This is a genomic window from Actinoplanes flavus (genome assembly GCF_017592555.1).
Lineage (GTDB): Bacteria > Actinomycetota > Actinomycetes > Mycobacteriales > Micromonosporaceae > Actinoplanes > Actinoplanes flavus.
In genome coordinates this window covers 327045-346037 of sequence record NZ_JAGFNS010000006.1, presented here as the reverse complement: position 1 = coordinate 346037, position 18993 = coordinate 327045, and the positions used below count along the sequence as shown (strand labels likewise).

The window sequence follows — 18993 nt, the reverse complement described above, 5'->3', positions numbered from 1 at the left end:
CCCGCCCCGCTGCCGTTTGCGCTAGATCATTCGGACATATGTGTCCGCCGAAAATCACACTTACGTGACTAAAAGTACCAGTTGGTCTTCCAAGACTTTTATGTCCGATATGGGAGAGTTTGGGCAACCAACCGAACTCATCGGAAGTGAGGAAAACGGTATGAAGAAGGTGCTCCGGACTCTGACGATGGCCGGCATCGGCCTGGTGGCCGCGCTCGGTGCCAGCGCGCCGGCGCTCGCGGTGGACGGTGGCGACAAGGCGCCGGCCAAGCCGTCGACCAGCAAGGTCCAGAAGCACTACCCGTACTACGGCGACGAGGTGGTCGGCTTCTTCCGTACGCTGGGTGGCTGCGAGCGGGCCGGCCGGGTCGGCCTGGTCCGCGGCTACTGGGACGACTACGACTGCGACCTGGTGGGTGGCGGTGGCTACCGCTGGGGCCGCGCCTGGGCGCTCGAGATCGACCGCCTCGACTGGAACTGGGGCCGGCCCGGTTTCCGCGACTACTACCGGGGCTACCAGTACCGCTACGGTACCGACGGCTTCCTCGGTTACGGTCCGCGCTTCGGCGGCTGGGTCAACGGCCCGGTCGCGAACAGCCCGTTCGGCGTCTACTGATCGCCGGTAGTACACAGATCCCCCACCGCAGCCGGACCGAGATCGGTCCGGCTGCGGTGTTTCACGGGATCAGAGGGGCCCGCGGCCGGAGCGCAGCAGCAGCAACGCGACCTGCGTGCCGTCCGGGCCCAGCGCGTTGCGGAAATGCTCGATGATCTCCCGCTCCCGGGCCAGCACCAGGCGGGTGCCGCCGCTGGCCATCCGGGTCTTGCCGACCTCCTGGGAGAGGCCGGACCGCTCCAGCCAAAGATCGATGATCGTCTGATCGATCTCGTTGATGCGTTCGCGCATGGCGCGGATCTTCTCGGCGGCCGCCTCTTCGCCCGCGCCGGTCGTCTGGTCCATCACGTCGGCGGTCATGTCCTGCTCCTCGGGTGCTGGGGTCCCGGTGGGCCCGGCCCGGACAGCATCAAGCCCCGGGCTGGGAAACCCGGGGCTTGATGTAGGTCTGGGGTTCAGGAGCGACCTACGGCTGCCGGGCCTCCGGTGCCGTAGTAAAAAAATCGCGCCTGCTGGATCACGACCCGAGTATGCCCCCGCCCCGGACGGTCCCGCAAGGAAACCGCCCGAGTGTTGGGACGAAAGTTTGCGCTGATCAGGGGGCCGTCGATATGCGGTTGGCGGGACCCGGCGCGATCGGGCCGGTGGCGAGATGAGCCACCAGCGCGTCCACGTCGAAGCCCGGCGCGGTGACCCGCCCGGTGCCCAGGGTCAGGTTGGTGAACCCGTCCCCGCCGTTGGCCAGGAAGTCGTTGGTGGTGACCAGGTAGTTCGCGGCCGGATCGACGGGCGTGCCGTTCAGCGTCAGGGCGCTCACCTTCGAGCCCGGGGCGGCCGACGCGCTCCAGGTGTACGTGAGCCCGTTCGACACCTGCAGGATCCGCTGCGTGGTCTGCCCGCCGAAGCCGGGGAACTGCTGCTCCAGCACGTTCTTCAACTGCGCCCCGGTGAGGGTCTGGGTGACCACCAGGTTGTTGAACGGCTGGACGGTGAACGCCTCGCCGTACGTGACCTGGCCGTACGTCTCCCCACCGCTGGACTGGTCGGCGTCCAGGTCGGCCCGGACCCCACCCGGGTTCATCAGGGCGATCTGCGCTCCGGCCGACCGCGTGTACGCCAGCTGCGCGTCGGCGATCACGTCACCGAGCGGGCTCTCCCCGGCCGGGCCGGCGGTCCGGACGATGTCCGCGCTGATGCTGCCGACCACCCGGTTCGCGATCGGCGCGACCGCGGCGCGGTACTTGTCGGCCACCTTCTTGGCGGCCGCGTCCACGGTGTCCGGGTTCCGCAGGTAGGCGCCCGCGGCGTCGCGCAGCCAGCCGCCCTTGCCGTCCGGCACCCCGTTCTCCACGATCACGTTCTTCGCGGTGATCTCGGTGAACCGCCCGGTACGCCGGTCCAGCGTGTAGTCGATGTCGGTGATCAGCTGCCCGTTGCTGCCGGCGCTGGTGACGACCGTGTCGGCGCCCTTGCTGTTCGGCAGCTTGCAGGAGTAGAAGCGGTGCGTGTGACCGGAGATCACGACACTGATCTCCGGGTTCAGCCCGGCCACGATCGGCGCCAGCGGCCCGCTGAAGCCGGCGCAGTCGGAGACCCCGGGCGTCGGCGTGGCCGTGGCCTGCGAACCGCCCTCGTGCAGCAGCAGCACCTGCGCCTTCACCCCGAAGAGTTTCAGCACGCTGCTCCACTTGTTGGCGGTCTCGATCTCGTCGGTGAACCGCACGCCGGTGATGCCGGCCGGGTTCACGATGCTCGGCGTGCCCTCCAGGGTCATCCCGATGAAACCGACCGGTACGCCGTCCACGTACCGGATGTCGATGGGCGGAAGGATCGGCAGCCCGCTCTTCCTGTCGACGGTGTTGGCGGCCAGATAGGTGAAGCGCGCGCCGCGGTACGGGTCGCCGTCCTGGCAGCCGTCCACCGGATGGCAGCCGCCCCGCTGGATGCGGACGAGCTCGGCCACGCCCTCGTCGAACTCGTGGTTGCCGACCGAGCTGACCTGCAACCCGACCTCGTTCATCAGCTCGATCGTCGGCTCGTCGTGGAACGCCGCACTGACCAGCGGGGTCGCGCCGATCAGGTCGCCGGCCCCGGCGGTGATCGTCGGCCGGCCCTCCGCCTTCGCCTCGGCGCGCAACCGCTTCAGGAAGGTGGCCAGGTACTCGACGCCGCCGGCCGGGGTGCTGGTGCCACTGGCGTTGACCACCGCGCCGCTGCCGGTGGGCGGGTCGATCGCGCCGTGGAAGTCGTTGTAACTGAGGAACTGCCCCTTGACCGTGAGGCCCTTGGGCGGACCGTACGCCGCGGACACCGGCGTGAACTCGGCTGGCGGCGCGGCCGCCGCGGTCCCGGCGCCGGGAATCGCCCCCAGCGCGCCGGCCACGGCCAGGACGGCCACCGGAACGGCGAGGTGTCGCCGCTGTGGAAGAGGCATGGGATCGTTCCCCCGATCGGTGAGAATGCGATGCCGATCTGGACAGCCTGGTGGATCGGTCCATCCGCCGCTACCTCTTCGCGGTGAAAGATTGATTGCCGATCACCGATGTCCGCTCCGCTCGGCACCGGAAACCTGTCGGTGGGTCGGCATAGACTGGCTCCCGCGATGCGACCTTCCTCCGAAACCCCCGACCTGTTCTCGGCGACGGCTCCCGAGCCCCCGCGCCCGGCGCCCCGCCGGTTCGACGCCGAGTCCCTGCTCACCGGGCTGAACGGGCCCCAGCGAGACGCCGTGACCCACTCCGGGGCGCCGCTGCTCATCGTGGCCGGCGCCGGGTCGGGCAAGACCCGGGTGCTGACCCACCGGATCGCCTACCTGCTGGGCGAGCGCGGGGTCCACCCGGGCGAGATCATGGCGATCACCTTCACCAACAAGGCCGCCGGGGAGATGAAGGAGCGGGTCGCCCAGCTCGTCGGGCCGCGCGCCCGGATGATGTGGGTGTCGACCTTCCACTCCGCCTGCGTGCGCATCCTGCGGGCCGAGCACGAGCACGCCGGCCTGAAGAGCACCTTCTCGATCTACGACGCCGACGACTCGCGCCGCCTCATGCAGCTGGTCGCCCGCGAGCTCGACCTGGACCCCAAGCGGTACACCGCTCGCGGCCTGGCCGCCCAGGTGTCGAACCTGAAGAACGAGCTGATCGAGCCGGACGAGTTCAAGGCGAAGGCGAAGGGTCCCAACGAGCGGGCCGTCGCCGAGGCGTACGAGCTGTATCAGCGGCGCCTGCGCGAGGCGCACGCGCTGGACTTCGACGACATCATCATGACCACGGTGCACCTGTTCCAGTCGCACCCGCTGGTCGCCGAGGCGTACCGTCGCCGTTTCCGGCACGTCATGGTCGACGAGTACCAGGACACCAACCACGCCCAGTACATGCTGATCCGCGAGCTGGTCGGCGTCGAGGACCCGAGCGAGCTCTGCGTGGTCGGTGACGCCGACCAGTCGATCTACGCGTTCCGGGGCGCCACCATCCGCAACATCCTGGAGTTCGAGCGCGACTACCCGGCCGCCCGGACCATCCTGCTGGAGCAGAACTACCGCTCCACCCAGACCATCCTGACCGCGGCCAACGCGGTGATCGACCGCAACACCTCGCGCAAACCGAAACGGCTCTGGAGCGACCAGGGGCCGGGCGAGCAGATCGTCGGCTACGTGGCCGACACCGAGCACGCCGAGGCCGACTGGGTGGCCCGGGAGATCGACCGGCTCTGCGACAACCACGAGGTGCGCCCCGGCGACGTGGCCGTCTTCTACCGGACCAACGCGCAGTCCCGCGTCTTCGAGGAGGTGTTCATCCGCGTCGGCCTGCCGTACAAGGTGGTCGGCGGGGTGCGCTTCTACGAGCGCAAGGAGGTCCGGGACGCGCTCGGCTACCTGCGGGCGATCGTCAACGACGACGACACGGTCAGCATCCGCCGGGTGCTGAACACCCCGAAACGGGGCATCGGCGACCGGGCCGAGGCCTGCGTCGAGGCGCTGTCGTCACGGGACCGGGTGTCGTTCGGCCAGGCGCTGCGCCGGGCCAAGGACGCGCCGGGCATCTCCACCCGCGCGGCCAACAGCATCGCCGACTTCGTGACGCTGCTCGACGACCTGCGGGTGCTGGCCACCACCGCCCCGCCGGAGGAGGTGCTGGAGGCCGTCCTGCAACGCTCCGGGCTGCTCGGTGAGCTGGAGGAGAGCCTCGACCCGCAGGACCAGGGCCGGGTGGAGAACCTCCAGGAGCTGGTGAGCGTCGCCCGGGAGTACACCGAACGCGTCGAGTCGCTGGCCGCCGAGGGGGAGGAGCAGGTCGCCACGCTGGCCGGGTTCCTGGAGCAGGTGGCCCTGGTGGCCGACGCCGACCAGATCCCCAGCGACGACCCGGAACACCAGGGCGTGGTCACGCTGATGACCCTGCACACCGCGAAGGGCCTGGAGTTCCCGGTGGTCTTCCTGACCGGCCTGGAGGACGGCGTCTTCCCGCACATGCGGGCGCTCGGCGACAACACCGAGCTGGAGGAGGAGCGCCGCCTGGCCTATGTCGGGATCACCCGTGCCCGGCAGCGGCTCTACCTGTCCCGGGCGGTCACCCGGTCGGCGTGGGGTCAGCCGCAGTACAACCCGCCCTCCCGGTTCACCGACGAGATGCCGGCCGAGCTGGTCCGCTGGGAGCGCACCGGCGGGTCGTACACCTCCTGGTCCGGGACGGGCGGCGGAGTGGGTGGCCGCGGTGGGGGAGACCGCCAGCGCGGCGGAGGCTTCGCCGGGGGTACGCCCAAGGCACAGCGGATCGCCGAACGCCTCGGTATCGACGGCAGCCGGCTCGCCACCGCGAGCGACCTCAAGCAGGCGCCGAAGGTGGATCCCGGTGACCGGGTCAACCACCAACGGTACGGCCTGGGCCGGGTGGTGGCCGTGGAGGGCCACGGCCCCGGCGCCCGGGCTCAGATCGACTTCGGTGACCAGGTGATGTGGCTGGTGCTGCGGCACGCCCCGATCGAAAAACTCTAGGCGGCGTGTGGGTTCTCATCGGATCTGGCGGGCCGGGGTGGGGCGCACTGGCAGTAGTGAACGTTCCAGGGCCTCAGGCCCGGTCGGCGGAACCGGCTAGCACTGGTTCGTCGACGAGCGTCGTGGCGATGTCGGTGAGCGCCCGGTCGAGGAGGACCCGGTCGCCGGGATCGGTCATCGTGAAGTCGTCCAAGCGGGTGTCGAGCCATTCCCGCCAGGCGTGCTGCATCCGGTCGAATTGGTCTTGACCGGCCTCGGTGAGACACACCGTGTTGCCGTCGAGTCTCGCGTATCCGGCCTGGCAGAGGTCGGTGAACGCGGGTTGCAGGACCTCCGCCGGGATGCGGTAGCTCCGCGCGATCGCGGCCAGGTCGGCGCTTCCCCGGGCCCGGGCATACCGGTGGGTCTGGCCCATCGCCCAGGCTCGCGACGGATTCAGTCGGCCACCTGCTTTGGCCAGGATGTCAGCGAGCACCTTCCGGGCATGTCCGGCTTTGCGCATGGTGTCACTGATCACCCGCTCCAGCTGGGCAGACCGGTCGCACGGGGCGGGCGCGGAGAATCCCTCGCCGACGTCCATGGCGTGTGAGCGGGCGCCGTCGCGCAGCGGAACCTCTTTGAGGAATCCGGCGACCAGGAAGCCGAGCAGGGCGACCGGGGCGACCCAACTGAAAACGTACGTGATGGTGTCCGCGTAGGCCTGAATGATCGGGGCGGCCTCCGCCGGGGCGAGTTGGCGCAGCGTTGCCGGACTGGCGGCGGCCGGGCTCTGGGTCACCGGGTAGGAGGACAGCTTGTCACGGAACAGGGTGCCGAAGACGGCAGCGCCGAACGCGCCGCCGAACGCGCGGAAGTAGGTCATGTTCGCGGTCGCCGTGCCCAGGTCGGCGTAGGGAACGGTGTTCTGCACGACGATCGTGAGCACCTGCATGGTCAGGCCGATCCCCATACCGAGCACGAAGAGGTAGCCAGACATCAGCCAGGAGCCGGTGTCCGGGTTCATGGTGGACATCAGCCACAGCCCCAGGGTCATCACGGCGGTGCCGGCAATCGGGAACACCCGGTATCGACCGGTACGGCTGACCAGACGGCCGGCGAGGATCGAGGTGGTGAAGACGCCGGCGGCCATGGGTAGCAGCCGCAGGCCGGAGGCGGTGGCGGACATGCCGTCCACGTATTGCAGGTAGGTGGGCAGAACGGTCATCGCGCCGAGCATGGCGAAGCCGACGATGAAGCTGAGGGTGGAACACACCACGAAGACCGAGTTGCGGAACAGCCGCATCGGCAGCATCGGCTCCTTGGCCTTCAGCTCGGTCTGTACGAATGCCACGATCAGCACCACGGCGATGGTGAACAGGCCGATGACGACGGCGGAGTCCCAGTCGTGCCTGTCGCCGGCCAGGGAGACCGCCAGGGTCAGGCTGGCGGAGCCGAGGGCGGCCAGGGTGATGCCGGCATAGTCGACGATCGAGCGGGTGTGCGTGGGCGTGGACGGGATCGCGCGCAGGGCGATGGCCAGCACCACGGCCGCCACCGGCAGGTTGATGTAGAACACCCAGCGCCAGCCCAGCTCGTCGGTGATGATCCCGCCCAGGGTCGGACCGACCATCGTGGTGACGCCGAAGACCGCGCCCAGCATGCCCTGATACCGGCCTCGGTCGCGCAGCGGAATGAGGTCACCGATCAGTGCGGTCGCGGTCACGATCAGCCCACCGCCGCCGATGCCCTGGATCGCCCGCGCCCAGATCAGCGTGGTCATGTCCTGCGCGAGACCGCAGAGGGTCGAGCCGCCGAGGAAGACCAGCACACTGATCTGGAAGACCACCCGGCGGCCGGCCAAGTCGCCGATCTTGCCGGCCAGCACCGCGGACACCGCCTCGGCCAGCAGGTACGCCGTGACCACCCAGGACATGAATCCGGCGCCACCGACATCCGCGACGATGGTCGCCAGCGCGGTGGAGACGATTGTCTGGTCCAGTGCGGCGACCAGCGTGCCGAGCAGGATGGCCGCGAAGACGATGTTCGCTTGACGCGCCCCCACCTGGGTGGCTGTGACCCGGGGGCCCTTGCCCCCTGCGGGGGGCCCGGGGCGGGCCCCCAAGACCGCTATCCGGAAACTGCCGCTACGCCCGGTCCCTTTGGCGAACGCCGGAACATGGTGATCTCAGAACGCTGATCGGCGTGCGCTGCTCACGCGTGCAGCCCTCGCTGCGCCACGGGATGTACGGTCCCCTCGGTCAGCCGGTAGGACAGGCCTACGACCGCACACCGGCCGGCAGACACCTCGGTGGCCAACAGCAGCGAGCGTCCCACCAGCCCTGCGACAGTGCGCCGGATGTGTTCGTCGACGAACTGGTTGACGTCGGTGAGATTCTTCGCCCGCGCGGCGAGCACGCTGGGTATCACGCGTTCCACCACGTCTCCGATGTAGCCCGCCGGAGCCTCACCCCCGCGTTCAGCTTCGCCGGCCGCGGTGACGGCGCCGCAGGAGTCGTGTCCCAGGACGACGACGAGAGGTGCGCCCAGAACGGTGACCCCGTACTCGATGCTGCCCAGTACCTCCGCGCCGGCCACGTGGCCGGCGGTGCGCACCACGAACAGATCTCCCAGTCCTCGATCAAAGATGATCTCCGCGGCGAGCCGCGAGTCCGAACAGCCGAACAGCACTGCGAAGGGACGCTGCCCCGGCGCCGACTTCGCCCGGCGATCGGCGTCCTGGTTGGGATGCTCTCGTTCGCCGCGCACAAAGCGGGCGTTGCCTTCCAACAGCGCGGCGTAGGCCTCAGCAGGCGTGGACAAACTGAGATCAGGCATGTGATCAACCTATCCGGCCGCAGGCGCCCGCGGGTCGTTCCGGCACCTTGAGCGGAGGCCCCTGCGGCGTGCGGCAGGCTGATGCCGTAACCGTGTGTCCGCGGCCGGTGGACCGCCAGGATGAGGGCCTACACGGCGGCGCAGCCGGAGATCTCCACCCCGTGCGTGCGCATCCACGTGGTCGGCTCGAGCGGGTTCTGGAAGTGCCCCTCGTGCACCTCGAAGTGCAGGTGGGGGCCGGTCGAGTGCCCGGTCGAGCCCTCGTCGCCGATGTGCTCGCCGGCCTTGACCACCTGACCCACCTCGACGCCGATCACCGACAGGTGACCGTAGTGGGTGAGGTAGCCGTTGCCGTGGTCGATCAGGATCGAGTTGCCGTAGCCACCGTGGAGGCCGGCCGAGACGACGGTGCCGGCGCCCGCGGCCACCACCGGGGCACCGAACGCGGCGGCCAGGTCGACCCCGGCGTGCAGACGGCCCCAGCGCTGGCCGAAGCAGGAGGTCACCGCCGCCGACGGGAGCGGGTGGACCCACTGCCGCTTCGGCAGCGGGCGGGCCTTGAGACGGGCCGGGGCGCCGACCGGGCCCTGGGTGCCCGAGGCCGCGCCGAGCCGGGGGCGCACCGCGCCGGGCGCCGGGTCAGCGGCGAGCGGCACGTCCGGCTGCGCGTCCGGGGCGTGGGCGACCGCGGCGCGCGTGGTCGTGGCGGGTGCGGCGGCGGGCGGCTCGGAGACGGCGCCGGTGGAGGCCGAGGCGGCGGACATGCCGGCGGCGCCGATCCCGGTGGCCAGGGTCGCGCCCAGCGCGGTCATCGTGAGAGCGGTCCGGCCGCGGGTGGCGAACATCGCGGGCAGGACGGGCGCGCGGTGACGGCGCAAATTCTCCTGCCGATGCCGTCCGGTCCGGCCCGATGACGAATGCTGCCCCACGCGGCTGACACCTCCGACTGCCGTGACGTTCGCTGTCACGTACCTGTCGGTCGGGGTGTGGGGCGCTGAAGGGGAGGACGCGGGGTTCTCCGAAGTCGCAACCGGAACGGTTGCGAAAAGATCAGGAGGCGGCGGCCGCGGCCATGCCGGCGTAGATCGACTCCATCTGGAGCTTGATGTCGACGCCCCGGTCCTGGAGGAAGGTGATCGGGTCGGTCGGCGTGCCCTTGACGTGCACCTCGAGGTGCAGGTGGGTGCCGTACGAATACCCGGTGTTGCCCACCTCACCGATGACCTGACCGGCCTTGACCTGCTGGCCCTTCTCGACCACCACGCGGCGGGAGTGGGCGTAGATGATCTCGGTGCCGTCGTCCTGCCGGATCGTGACCGAGTAGCCGTAGCCGCCGCTGTAGCCGGCCGCGGTCACCGTGCCCCCGTGCACCGCCTTGTACGGCGTGCCCTCCGGGGCGGCCAGGTCGACGCCGGCGTGCAGCTTGCCGAACCGGACGCCGTACGCGGAGGTGAACTCGTACTCGTCGAGCGGCAGCAGGTAGATGTCCTTGGCGGCCTCTTCGGCGCTGAGCTCGGTGCCGGCGGCCTCGCGGTTCTCGCCACGGGACGCGGCGCCGTCCGAGCGGCTCTCCAGGGCGTCGGCCGCGACCTGCTGCGTCTTGAGGCTCTGGAGGACGTCCGGGCTGACCGCCTTGGCGTCCGGGAGGTTGGAGGCCGCGCCGAGGGCCACGACCCCCGCGCCGACGAAGGCCGAGGTGACGACGACGGCGTAGCGGCTGCGCGGAGGCGTCGGTACGCGGCGCCGGCCGCGATAGCGATCGGGCTCAGACGACAAGCGCTGGCGCACGAAGGATCCTCCGTCGGTGGCATTGCGGCGGCGCGGCAAGTTCAAACCCCGGAAAATTGGGTTGAACAGTGGTCCGGCCGGGCTGTCGTTGTGGGGGGAACCTGTGTGACAGCCGTCGCCACGGTAACGAAACGGCAGCCGGGTCACAAGTCGCAGCGCCAATTTCGTGACAGTTAACGGTCGGTATTGATCATCTATTGTCCGAATTGATGAGCTTTCCGGTCGCGTGTTCAGTCAACCCTCCGTAATTGCATGGAGAACGGAAAGTAATGTGACCCACTCAACTATTCCCTCGGCGCCCTGGTGGGGTCCACCGGCTACCCCGGTCCGGCGTCCCGGGTTACCGTTCGTTCAGGTGACCACGGAAGGAAGTCCGCGTGCGGCGGCCGGACGCCGGGGTCGGAGAGCCCGAAGGGGTCAGCATGCAAGCACGGATCAGGGTCGTCGTGGCGAAGCCCGGGCTGGACGGACACGACCGCGGAGCCAAGGTGATCGCGCGGGCGCTGCGCGACGCCGGTATGGAAGTGATCTACACGGGGCTGCACCAGACGCCCGAGCAGATCGTGGAGACCGCGATTCAGGAGGACGCCGACGGCATCGGCCTGTCCGTCCTCTCCGGCGCGCACATGACCCTGTTCCGCAGGGTGCTGGAACTGTTGGCGGAGCGTGACGCCGCCGACATCGTGGTATTCGGTGGCGGCATCATTCCCGAGGATGACATCGCGGAATTGCAATCACTCGGGGTAGCCGGTCTATTCACTCCGGGTGCGTCACTCGAATCCATCGTCGAATGGGTTCGCGCCAATGTGGCGGCGCCGGTCGCCTGAATAGGCCGCTGACGGGCCGGGCGCAAAGGGAGAGGCCGGACGCACCCCTCACACGTCCGGCCCCTCTATGCGCGATGCCCCGCCGCCACCCCTCGACCGACAGGGCATCGGCCGCTTTCCGCACGGGCGCCGTGGCGCTCCGACACCTGACTCAACGACCCCCTCCCGGGCGGGTTACGCGCGCCTGTACGACTTTTTCGGCGGCGTCCTCCGGCACGGTCGCTCCGGCGGACGACGCGGACCGCGAGATTCGCCACCACATCGGCCGCCGTCGGATGGTGAGTCATCCCGGTGCACTCTGCTCGCGGTGGCCACAATGGCCCCGGCCTGCTCTTTCGTCACTCTGGTGTGTGGTCTTGCACACCGTGCACCCGCGCGCTAACGGAGGCCGATCAGGTCGCTAGTCTGCGGATGAAGGCCGTTCCGCACCTGCGGATGGGCCGGACGATCCTCACGCTGGCGGCGCGCTGCGCTGCGCCGCGCACACAGGTCGGGACGCAACGGTGCGGCTTGCCGGCGCTTGGCGTCGCGAGCGAAAGGAGACACGTGGACCTGTTCGAGTATCAGGGGCGCGACCTGTTCGAACGGCACGGGCTGCCCGTGCTGGGCGGCGGCGTCGCCGAGACCCCGCAGGAGGCCCGGGCGATCGCCGAGCGGCTGGGCGGCAAGGTCGTCGTCAAGGCGCAGGTCAAGGTCGGTGGCCGCGGTAAGGCCGGTGGCGTCAAGCTGGCCGACGGGCCGGACGAGGCCGAGGCCCGTGCGACCGACATCCTGGGCATGGACATCAAGGGCCACACGGTCCACAAGGTGATGCTGGCCGAGACGGCCGACATCAAGGAGGAGTACTACTTCTCCTACCTGCTGGACCGGGCCAACCGGACGTTCCTCTGCATCGCCAGCGTCGCCGGCGGTATGGAGATCGAGACGGTCGCCGAGGAGGACCCGGAGCGGGTCGCCAAGATCGCGATCGACGCGAGCAAGGGCGTGGACGAGGCGAAGGCGCGCGAGATCGTGTCCGCCGCCAAGTTCCCGGCCGAGGTCGCCGAGCAGGTCGTCGACATCGCGGTGAAGCTGTGGGCCGCGTTCGTCGCCGAGGACGCCACGCTGGTCGAGGTCAACCCGCTCGCCAAGGTGGGCGACGGCCGGGTGCTGGCGCTGGACGCCAAGGTCACGCTGGACGAGAACGCCGGCTTCCGGCACCCCGACCACGAGGCCCTGGAGGACAAGTCTGCGGTCGACCCGCTGGAGCAGGCCGCCAAGGAGAAGAACCTCAACTACGTCAAGCTCGACGGTGAGGTCGGCATCATCGGTAACGGCGCCGGCCTGGTCATGTCGACCCTGGACGTGGTGGCGTACGCGGGGGAGAAGCACGGCGGCGTCAAGCCGGCCAACTTCCTCGACATCGGTGGTGGCGCGAGCGCCCAGGTGATGGCGAACGGTCTGGAGATCGTCCTCGGCGACCCGGCCGTGAAGTCCGTCTTCGTCAACGTCTTCGGCGGCATCACCGCCTGTGACGCGGTGGCCAACGGCATCATCCAGGCCCTCGCCCTGCTGGCCGAGCGCGGCGAGCAGGTCACCAAGCCGCTCGTGGTCCGCCTCGACGGCAACAACGCCGAGGCCGGCCGAGCCATCCTCGACGGCGCCAACAACCCGCTCGTCACGCGGGTCGACACGATGGACGGAGCGGCAGAGAAGGCCGCCGAGCTCGCGGCTGCGGGGAAGTGAACTAATGGCGATCTGGCTCACCAAGGACTCCAAGGTCATCGTCCAGGGCATCACCGGTGGTGAGGGCTCCAAGCACACCAAGCGGATGCTCGCCGCGGGCACCCAGGTGGTCGGTGGCGTCAACCCGCGCAAGGCCGGCACCAAGGTGGACTTCGACGGCACCGAGCTGCCCGTCTTCGCCACCGTCGCCGAGGCCATCGCCGCGACCGGCGCCGACGTATCGGTCATCTTCGTCCCGCCGGCGTTCACCAAGGCCGCGGTCGTCGAGGCGATCGACGCCGAGATCCCGCTCGCCGTGGTGATCACCGAGGGCGTGCCGGTGCAGGACTCGGCGGCGTTCTGGGCGTACAACGTGGCCAAGGGCGAGAAGACCCGGATCATCGGTCCGAACTGCCCCGGCATCGCGTCGCCCGGCGCCTCCAACGCCGGCATCATCCCGGCCGACATCACCCCGCAGGGCCGCATCGGCCTGGTCAGCAAGAGCGGCACGCTGACCTACCAGCTGATGTACGAGCTGCGCGAGTTCGGCTTCTCCACGGCGGTCGGCATCGGTGGTGACCCGATCATCGGCACCACCCACATCGACGCGCTGAAGGCCTTCCAGGAGGACCCGGACACCGACGCGATCGTCATGATCGGTGAGATCGGTGGCGACGCCGAGGAGCGGGCGGCCGAGTTCATCAAGGCCAACGTCACCAAGCCGGTGGTCGGCTACATCGCCGGCTTCACCGCGCCGCCCGGCAAGACGATGGGCCACGCCGGCGCCATCATCTCCGGTTCGGCCGGCACCGCCGACGCCAAGAAGGTCGCCCTCGAGGCGGCCGGCGTCAAGGTCGGCAAGACGCCGTCCGAGACCGCCCAGCTCATGCGCGACATCTTGAGCTGAACGGTCCTGTGCACATGGCGCGCCGTCGATCGGGAAGCGACCCGATCGGCGGCGCGCCGCCGTATCTGTATCGCCGCTCCGGCATCGGCATGGAAAAGTAGGCGCGATGTCCAGCACACCCGACCGGCCCGGCGGCTCGGAGGACCCGTTCGCGGTCGCCGAGGCGCTCCAGTCCGTGGTGCGGGACACCGCCGCCATCGAGCGGGAGGCCCCCGCCGAGCGGATCACCGAGGCGATCGGCGCCGATGACGGCCGGCGCGACACCGTGGTGCTCGACGAGGAGACGCTCGGGCGCCGGGAGACCGTCCGGGTGCCCACCCAGCGCCGGCCCGCCACCGGGCGGCGCGCCCCGCTGCCGGTGGCGGCCCTCTTCGCCACGCTGTGGGCGGCCCTGCTGACCTACCTCCCGGTGGCCGCCGTGATCGGTCTGGCCCGCACCCTGGAGGGCGCCGGCGGACTGGCCGGGGCCGCGCACGCCGGGCTGGCCGGGTGGCTGCTCGGGCACGGGGTGCCGATCGGGACCTCGATCGGGCCGCTCGCGCTCGCCCCGCTGGCACTCACCGGATTCCTGCTCTGGCGGCTCAACCGGGCCGGGCTGCACGTGACCCGGGCGATCGGGGCCCGGCGCACCGGCTCGCTTCCCCGGGCGATCCTCGTCGCGGTGACGGTCGGCTGCGCGTACGCCCTGGTCGGAGCCCTTGCCGCGATCCTGGTCGACGGTCGCGGCACGGAGGTCTCCACCGGTGTGGCCGCGTCGCGCTTCCTCGCCCTCGGTGTCTTCGGATCGCTGGCCGGGGCGCTGCGCGGCACCGACGCGATCTCGGTCCTGGCCCGCCGGGCGCCACCCGCGATCCGGCACGGGCTGCGGGCCGGGGTGGTCGCGGCGTTCCTCATCCTCGGCGCCGGAGCGGTCGCCGGCGGGCTCGCGGTCGCGCTCGGCGGAGCCCAGGCGGCGGACATCATCGCCGGCTACCAGACCGGCGTGGCCGGCCAGGCCGGCATCACCCTGATCAGCATCGGGTACGCGGCGAACGTCTCGATCTGGGCGGCCGCCTACCTGCTCGGCCCCGGCTTCGCGCTGGGCACCGGCACCATCGTCCGGCTCACCGAGGTGGCGGTCGGGCCGCCACCGATGCTGCCGCTGGTCGCCGGGCTCCCGGAAGGCCCGGTCGGGGCGATCGGCACCCTGCTGCTGGCCGGTCCGGTGATCGCCGGGGCGGTGGCCGGCTGGGCGCTCACCCAGCGGCTGCGGTTCGGCCGGGACAGCGCGTGGCGGGCCGCCCGGCGGGCCGGCAAGGGCTCCGCCGCCGTGGTCGAGCCACGCTGGTCGCTGCTGGTGACGTCGGGCCTGTTCGCCGGACCGGTCGCCGGAGTCGCCCTGGGCGTGCTGGCCTGGCTCTCCGGCGGCGCGGTCGGCTCCGGGCGGCTGTCCCGGATCGGGCCGGACCCGGTCCAGACGGGCGTCGTCGCGGCCCTCGTGGTGGCCGTCTCGGTCACCCTCGGAGCCACCGCCACCAGGGCGTTCTTCCGCCGCTCCTGAGGCTGGAAGTTCTGGAGGCGCGCCAAGGGCTAGAAGTTCTGGAAGTCCCCCGGGTTGAAGTCCCGCATGACCAGGCCCAGGATCACGAAGACCACGGTCAGGGCCAGCGTGGCGGCGCCACAGGCGATGCCCGCGATGGCCTGCCCGCGGTTGGTGGCCCGGCCCTGATCGGCCTTCTGCTTGCCGAGGACACCCAGGACGATCGCCGCGATGGCGAGCGGCACCCCGAGGTAGAAGCAGCAGAGCGCCGGGATCGAGACGATGCCCAGGATCATGGAGATCAGGCCCTGGTTGTTGTCGGCGCGGGGCGGCGGCATGCCGCCCGGGCCGTAGTAGGGCGGGGGAGTGTTCATGCTTCGGTCCTCCGGATCCGGCGTGCGGCCATTGATTCGGTACGGATGCCCAAGTCGCCGCAGCTTAACGCAGGAGTGACCGACCCGGCCCGGGAAACGCCCCGTTGTCGGGGACCGGCCCGCGCGACGATAGGGTGCACAGGTGACTGACCCCGCGCCCGCCCGCCTGGTCGTCCTCATCTCCGGATCGGGCAGCAACCTGCAGGCTCTCCTCGAAGCGACAGCCAATCCGGCGTACGGTGCCACCGTGGTCGCCGTCGGCGCCGACCGGGACGGGATCGCCGGCCTGGACCACGCCGCGGCCGCCGGGATTCCCACCTTCGTGGACTCGGTGAAGGCCTACCCGACCCGGGACGACTGGGACGCCGCACTGACCGGACACGTCGCCGCGTACCACCCGGATCTGGTGATCTCGGCCGGCTTCCTGAAGCTCGTCGGCAAACAGTTCCTGGACGCGTTCGGCGACCGGTACATCAACACGCACAACGCGCTGCTGCCGGCCTTCCCCGGCATCCACGGCCCGCGGGACGCGCTGGCGTACGGGGTGAAGGTGGCCGGCGCGACCCTCTTCTTCGTGGACGCCGGTGTCGACACCGGGCCGATCATCGCCCAGACCGTGGTCCCCGTGCTCGACGACGACACGGAGGGCACGCTCACCGAGCGCATCAAGGTGGCCGAGCGGGCCCAGCTGGTCGAGTTCGTCGGCCGCCTGGTCCGTGAGGGCTGGACCATCGAGGACAGAAAGGTACGGATTCCATGACCGAGCGCAGCGAGGTGTCGGCATGAGTTCCACCTCCACAGAGGGTCGTCGTCCGATCAAGCGGGCGCTGCTGAGCGTCTGGTACAAGGACGGCATCGTCGAGCTGGCGCAGGCGCTGCACGCCGCCGGGGTGGAGATCGTCTCGACCGGGTCGACCGCGTCGACCGTGGAGGCGGCCGGTGTGCCGGTCACCCGGGTCGAGCAGCTGACCGGCTTCCCGGAGATCCTCAGCGACCGGGTCAAGACGCTGCACCCGCGCGTCCACGGTGGGCTGCTCGCCGACATGCGGCTGGAGAGCCACGTGAGCGAGCTGGCCGAGCACGGCATCGAGCCGTTCGACCTGCTGATCAGCAACCTCTACCCGTTCACCGAGACGGTCGCCTCGGGTGCGGGCGAGGAGGAGTGCATCGCGAAGATCGACATCGGTGGGCCGGCGATGGTCCGGGCCGCGGCCAAGAACCACGCGTCCGTCGCGGTCGTCACGGCCGTCTCGGCGTACCCCCTGGTGTTGGAGGCCGTGAAGAACGGCGGCTTCACGCTGGCGCAGCGCAAGCTGCTCGCGGCCCGCGCTTTCGCGGACATCGCGGAGTACGACGTGGCCGTCGCCAACTGGTGTGCCGGTCAGCTGGCGCCGTCGGAGTGGCCGGAGTTCACCGGGATCGCGCTGAAACGGTCGTCGGTGCTGCGCTACGGGGAGAACCCGCACCAGAAGGCGGCGCTCTACCTCGACCCGGAGGCCGCCCCCGGGCTGGCCCAGGCCGAGCAGCTGCACGGCAAGGAGATGTCCTACAACAACTACGTCGACGCCGACGCCGCGTGGCGCAGCGCCAACGACTTCACCGAGCCGTGCGTGGCGATCATCAAGCACGCCAACCCGTGCGGCATCGCGGTCGGCACGGATGTGGCCGAGGCGCACCGCAAGGCGCACGCCTGCGACCCGGTCTCGGCGTTCGGCGGTGTGGTCGCGGTGAACCGTGAGGTGACCGCGGAGCTCGCCCGGCAGCTGGGCGAGATCTTCACCGAGGTCATCGTGGCGCCGTCCTACGAGCCCGAGGCCCTGGAGCTGTTCCGGGAGAAGAAGAACCTGCGCGTCCTGGTCGCCCCGGCCTGGAACCCGCCGGCCGTCGAGATCAAGCAGGTCGGTGGCGGCGTGCTGGTGCAGATGGCCGACCGGATCGACGCCGACGGCGACGACCCGGCGAACTGGACCCTCGCGACCGGCGCGCCGGCCTCCGCCGAGCAGTTCGCGGACCTGGTGTTCGCGTGGCGGGCGATCCGCAGCGTGAAGAGCAACGCCATCCTGCTGGCGGCGGACGGCGCGACCGTCGGCGTCGGCATGGGACAGGTCAACCGGGTGGACTCGGCGAAGCTGGCCGTGTCGCGGGCCGGCGCCGAGCGGGCGGCCGGCAGCGTGGCCGCCTCGGACGCGTTCTTCCCGTTCCCGGACGGTCTCGAGGTGCTGATCGAGGCGGGAATCAAGGCGGTGGTCCAGCCCGGTGGCTCGATCCGTGACAACCTGGTGATCGAGGCCGCCGAGAAGGCCGGCCTGACTGTCTACCTGACCGGGACGCGGCACTTCTACCACTGATCACATTGCTGGCAGGGTCGGCTGAGGTGGCTTATCTCCCGTTCAGCCGACCGGCTGGTAATCGTCCGTTAACCGGCTGATACGGTCGCGAAAATTCGCCCGGACACTGGGAGAGCAGAGCTATGGGCAAGAAGGTAACCGTCGTAGGCGCCGGTTTCTACGGGTCCACGACCGCGCAGCGTCTCGCCGAGTACGACATCTTCGAGACGGTGGTTCTCACCGACATCATCGACGGAAAGCCGGCGGGTCTCGCGCTCGACATCAACCAGTCCCGGTCGATCGAGGGCTTCGAGACCAAGGTCGTCGGCGTCAGCACCGGCCCGAACGGCGAGGGCTACGAGGCCATCGCGGGCTCCGACGTGGTGGTCGTGACCGCCGGTCTGCCGCGTAAGCCGGGCATGAGCCGGATGGACCTGCTCGAGGTCAACGCGAAGATCGTTCGGCAGGTCGCCGAGAACATCAAGAAGTACGCGCCGAACGCCGTCGTCATCGTGGTGTCCAACCCGGTCGACGAGATGACCGCGCTGGCCCAGCTCGCCACCGAGTTCCCCAAGAACCAGGTCTTCGGCCAGGCCGGCGTGCTCGACACCGCCCGGTTCACCAACTTCATCGCCGAGGAGCTGAACGTTCCGGTGGCCAGCGTCAAGGCGCTGACCCTGGGCTCGCACGGCGACACCATGGTGCCGGTTCCGTCGCGCTGCACGGTCGACGGCAAGCCGCTGTCCGACCTGCTGCCGGCCGACAAGATCGAGGAGCTGGTCGTCCGTACCCGTAACGGTGGCGCCGAGGTGGTCGCGCTGCTGAAGACGGGCTCGGCGTACTACGCCCCGTCGGCCGCCGCGGCCCGCATGGCCAAGGCCGTCGCCGAGGACTCCGGCGTGGTCATGCCGGTCTGCGCCTGGGTCGACGGGGAGTACGGCATCTCCGGCGTCTACCTGGGCGTCGAGGCCGAGCTGGGCGCGCAGGGCATCAAGAAGGTCGTCGAGGACAAGCTCACCGAGAGCGAGCTGGCCGGTCTGAAGGAGGCCGCCGAGGCGGTCCGCGCCAAGCAGGCGGACGTCGCGCACCTCTGATATTTCGCTGAGCGAGTGACATTTCGCTGAGCG

16 protein-coding genes are annotated in these 18993 nt (G+C 70.2%); 9 read left to right on the top strand and 7 right to left on the bottom strand.

Annotated elements, in window-relative coordinates; genetic code table 11:
- The first annotated feature begins 160 nt into the window (after window positions 1-160).
- Window positions 161-616, top strand: a complete 456-nt coding sequence (locus J5X75_RS11925) for a hypothetical protein (protein WP_208467407.1) — start codon at window positions 161-163, stop codon at window positions 614-616.
- A 69-nt stretch (window positions 617-685) separates the two neighbouring features.
- Here the strand turns inward: J5X75_RS11925 and J5X75_RS11920 are convergent, their stop codons facing one another.
- Entirely contained in the window at window positions 686-976 is a 291-nt protein-coding gene (locus J5X75_RS11920; protein ID WP_208467406.1) for a chorismate mutase, read from the bottom strand.
- A 235-nt stretch (window positions 977-1211) separates the two neighbouring features.
- Window positions 1212-3050 carry a bifunctional metallophosphatase/5'-nucleotidase gene (locus J5X75_RS11915; RefSeq protein WP_208467405.1) on the bottom strand — a complete coding sequence of 613 codons (1839 nt, stop codon included), beginning with the start codon at window positions 3048-3050 and terminating at the stop codon, window positions 1212-1214.
- Between the two features lie 168 nt (window positions 3051-3218).
- Here J5X75_RS11915 and pcrA point away from each other — a divergent pair, with 168 nt between their 5' ends.
- Entirely contained in the window at window positions 3219-5606 is a 2388-nt protein-coding gene (pcrA, locus tag J5X75_RS11910; protein ID WP_208467404.1) for a DNA helicase PcrA, read from the top strand.
- A gap of 73 nt (window positions 5607-5679) precedes the next feature.
- Here pcrA and J5X75_RS11905 read toward each other — a convergent pair whose 3' ends face one another.
- From J5X75_RS11905 to J5X75_RS11890, 4 genes are all read right to left on the bottom strand, one after another.
- Complete coding sequence (locus J5X75_RS11905; protein ID WP_208467403.1) at window positions 5680-7647, bottom strand: MDR family MFS transporter; 1968 nt, start codon at window positions 7645-7647, stop codon at window positions 5680-5682.
- 149 nt (window positions 7648-7796) lie between these two features.
- On the bottom strand, window positions 7797-8420 hold the full coding sequence (locus J5X75_RS11900) for a carbonic anhydrase (protein ID WP_208467402.1): 624 nt from the start codon (window positions 8418-8420) through the stop codon (window positions 7797-7799).
- Between the two features lie 128 nt (window positions 8421-8548).
- Entirely contained in the window at window positions 8549-9265 is a 717-nt protein-coding gene (locus tag J5X75_RS11895) for a M23 family metallopeptidase (RefSeq protein WP_208467401.1), read from the bottom strand.
- A 205-nt stretch (window positions 9266-9470) separates the two neighbouring features.
- Window positions 9471-10208, bottom strand: coding sequence for a M23 family metallopeptidase (locus J5X75_RS11890; protein WP_208467400.1), 738 nt, complete (start codon window positions 10206-10208; stop codon window positions 9471-9473).
- A 422-nt stretch (window positions 10209-10630) separates the two neighbouring features.
- On the opposite strand from J5X75_RS11890, the gene icmB reads away from it, so the two are divergent.
- The 4 genes from icmB (at window position 10631) to J5X75_RS11870 (ending at window position 15186) form a co-directional block, all read left to right on the top strand.
- Window positions 10631-11035 carry a coenzyme B12-dependent isobutyryl CoA mutase small subunit gene (gene icmB / locus J5X75_RS11885; protein WP_183222921.1) on the top strand — a complete coding sequence of 135 codons (405 nt, stop codon included), beginning with the start codon at window positions 10631-10633 and terminating at the stop codon, window positions 11033-11035.
- 546 nt (window positions 11036-11581) lie between these two features.
- Window positions 11582-12760 carry an ADP-forming succinate--CoA ligase subunit beta gene (sucC, locus tag J5X75_RS11880; RefSeq protein ID WP_208467399.1) on the top strand — a complete coding sequence of 393 codons (1179 nt, stop codon included), beginning with the start codon at window positions 11582-11584 and terminating at the stop codon, window positions 12758-12760.
- Window positions 12761-12764: 4 nt separating this feature from the next.
- Complete coding sequence (gene sucD / locus J5X75_RS11875) at window positions 12765-13646, top strand: succinate--CoA ligase subunit alpha (protein ID WP_208467398.1); 882 nt, start codon at window positions 12765-12767, stop codon at window positions 13644-13646.
- A 106-nt stretch (window positions 13647-13752) separates the two neighbouring features.
- Entirely contained in the window at window positions 13753-15186 is a 1434-nt protein-coding gene (locus J5X75_RS11870) for a cell division protein PerM (RefSeq protein WP_208467397.1), read from the top strand.
- A 29-nt stretch (window positions 15187-15215) separates the two neighbouring features.
- Here the strand turns inward: J5X75_RS11870 and J5X75_RS44165 are convergent, their stop codons facing one another.
- Window positions 15216-15539, bottom strand: a complete 324-nt coding sequence (locus J5X75_RS44165; protein ID WP_238487697.1) for a DUF4190 domain-containing protein — start codon at window positions 15537-15539, stop codon at window positions 15216-15218.
- Between the two features lie 142 nt (window positions 15540-15681).
- Between J5X75_RS44165 and purN the strand changes: the two genes are divergently transcribed.
- The 3 genes from purN (at window position 15682) to mdh (ending at window position 18960) form a co-directional block, all read left to right on the top strand.
- Complete coding sequence (purN, locus tag J5X75_RS11860; protein WP_208467395.1) at window positions 15682-16299, top strand: phosphoribosylglycinamide formyltransferase; 618 nt, start codon at window positions 15682-15684, stop codon at window positions 16297-16299.
- Window positions 16300-16321: 22 nt separating this feature from the next.
- Entirely contained in the window at window positions 16322-17887 is a 1566-nt protein-coding gene (gene purH, locus J5X75_RS11855; RefSeq protein WP_208467394.1) for a bifunctional phosphoribosylaminoimidazolecarboxamide formyltransferase/IMP cyclohydrolase, read from the top strand.
- A gap of 122 nt (window positions 17888-18009) precedes the next feature.
- Complete coding sequence (gene mdh / locus J5X75_RS11850; RefSeq protein ID WP_208467393.1) at window positions 18010-18960, top strand: malate dehydrogenase; 951 nt, start codon at window positions 18010-18012, stop codon at window positions 18958-18960.
- Window positions 18961-18993 lie beyond the last annotated feature (33 nt).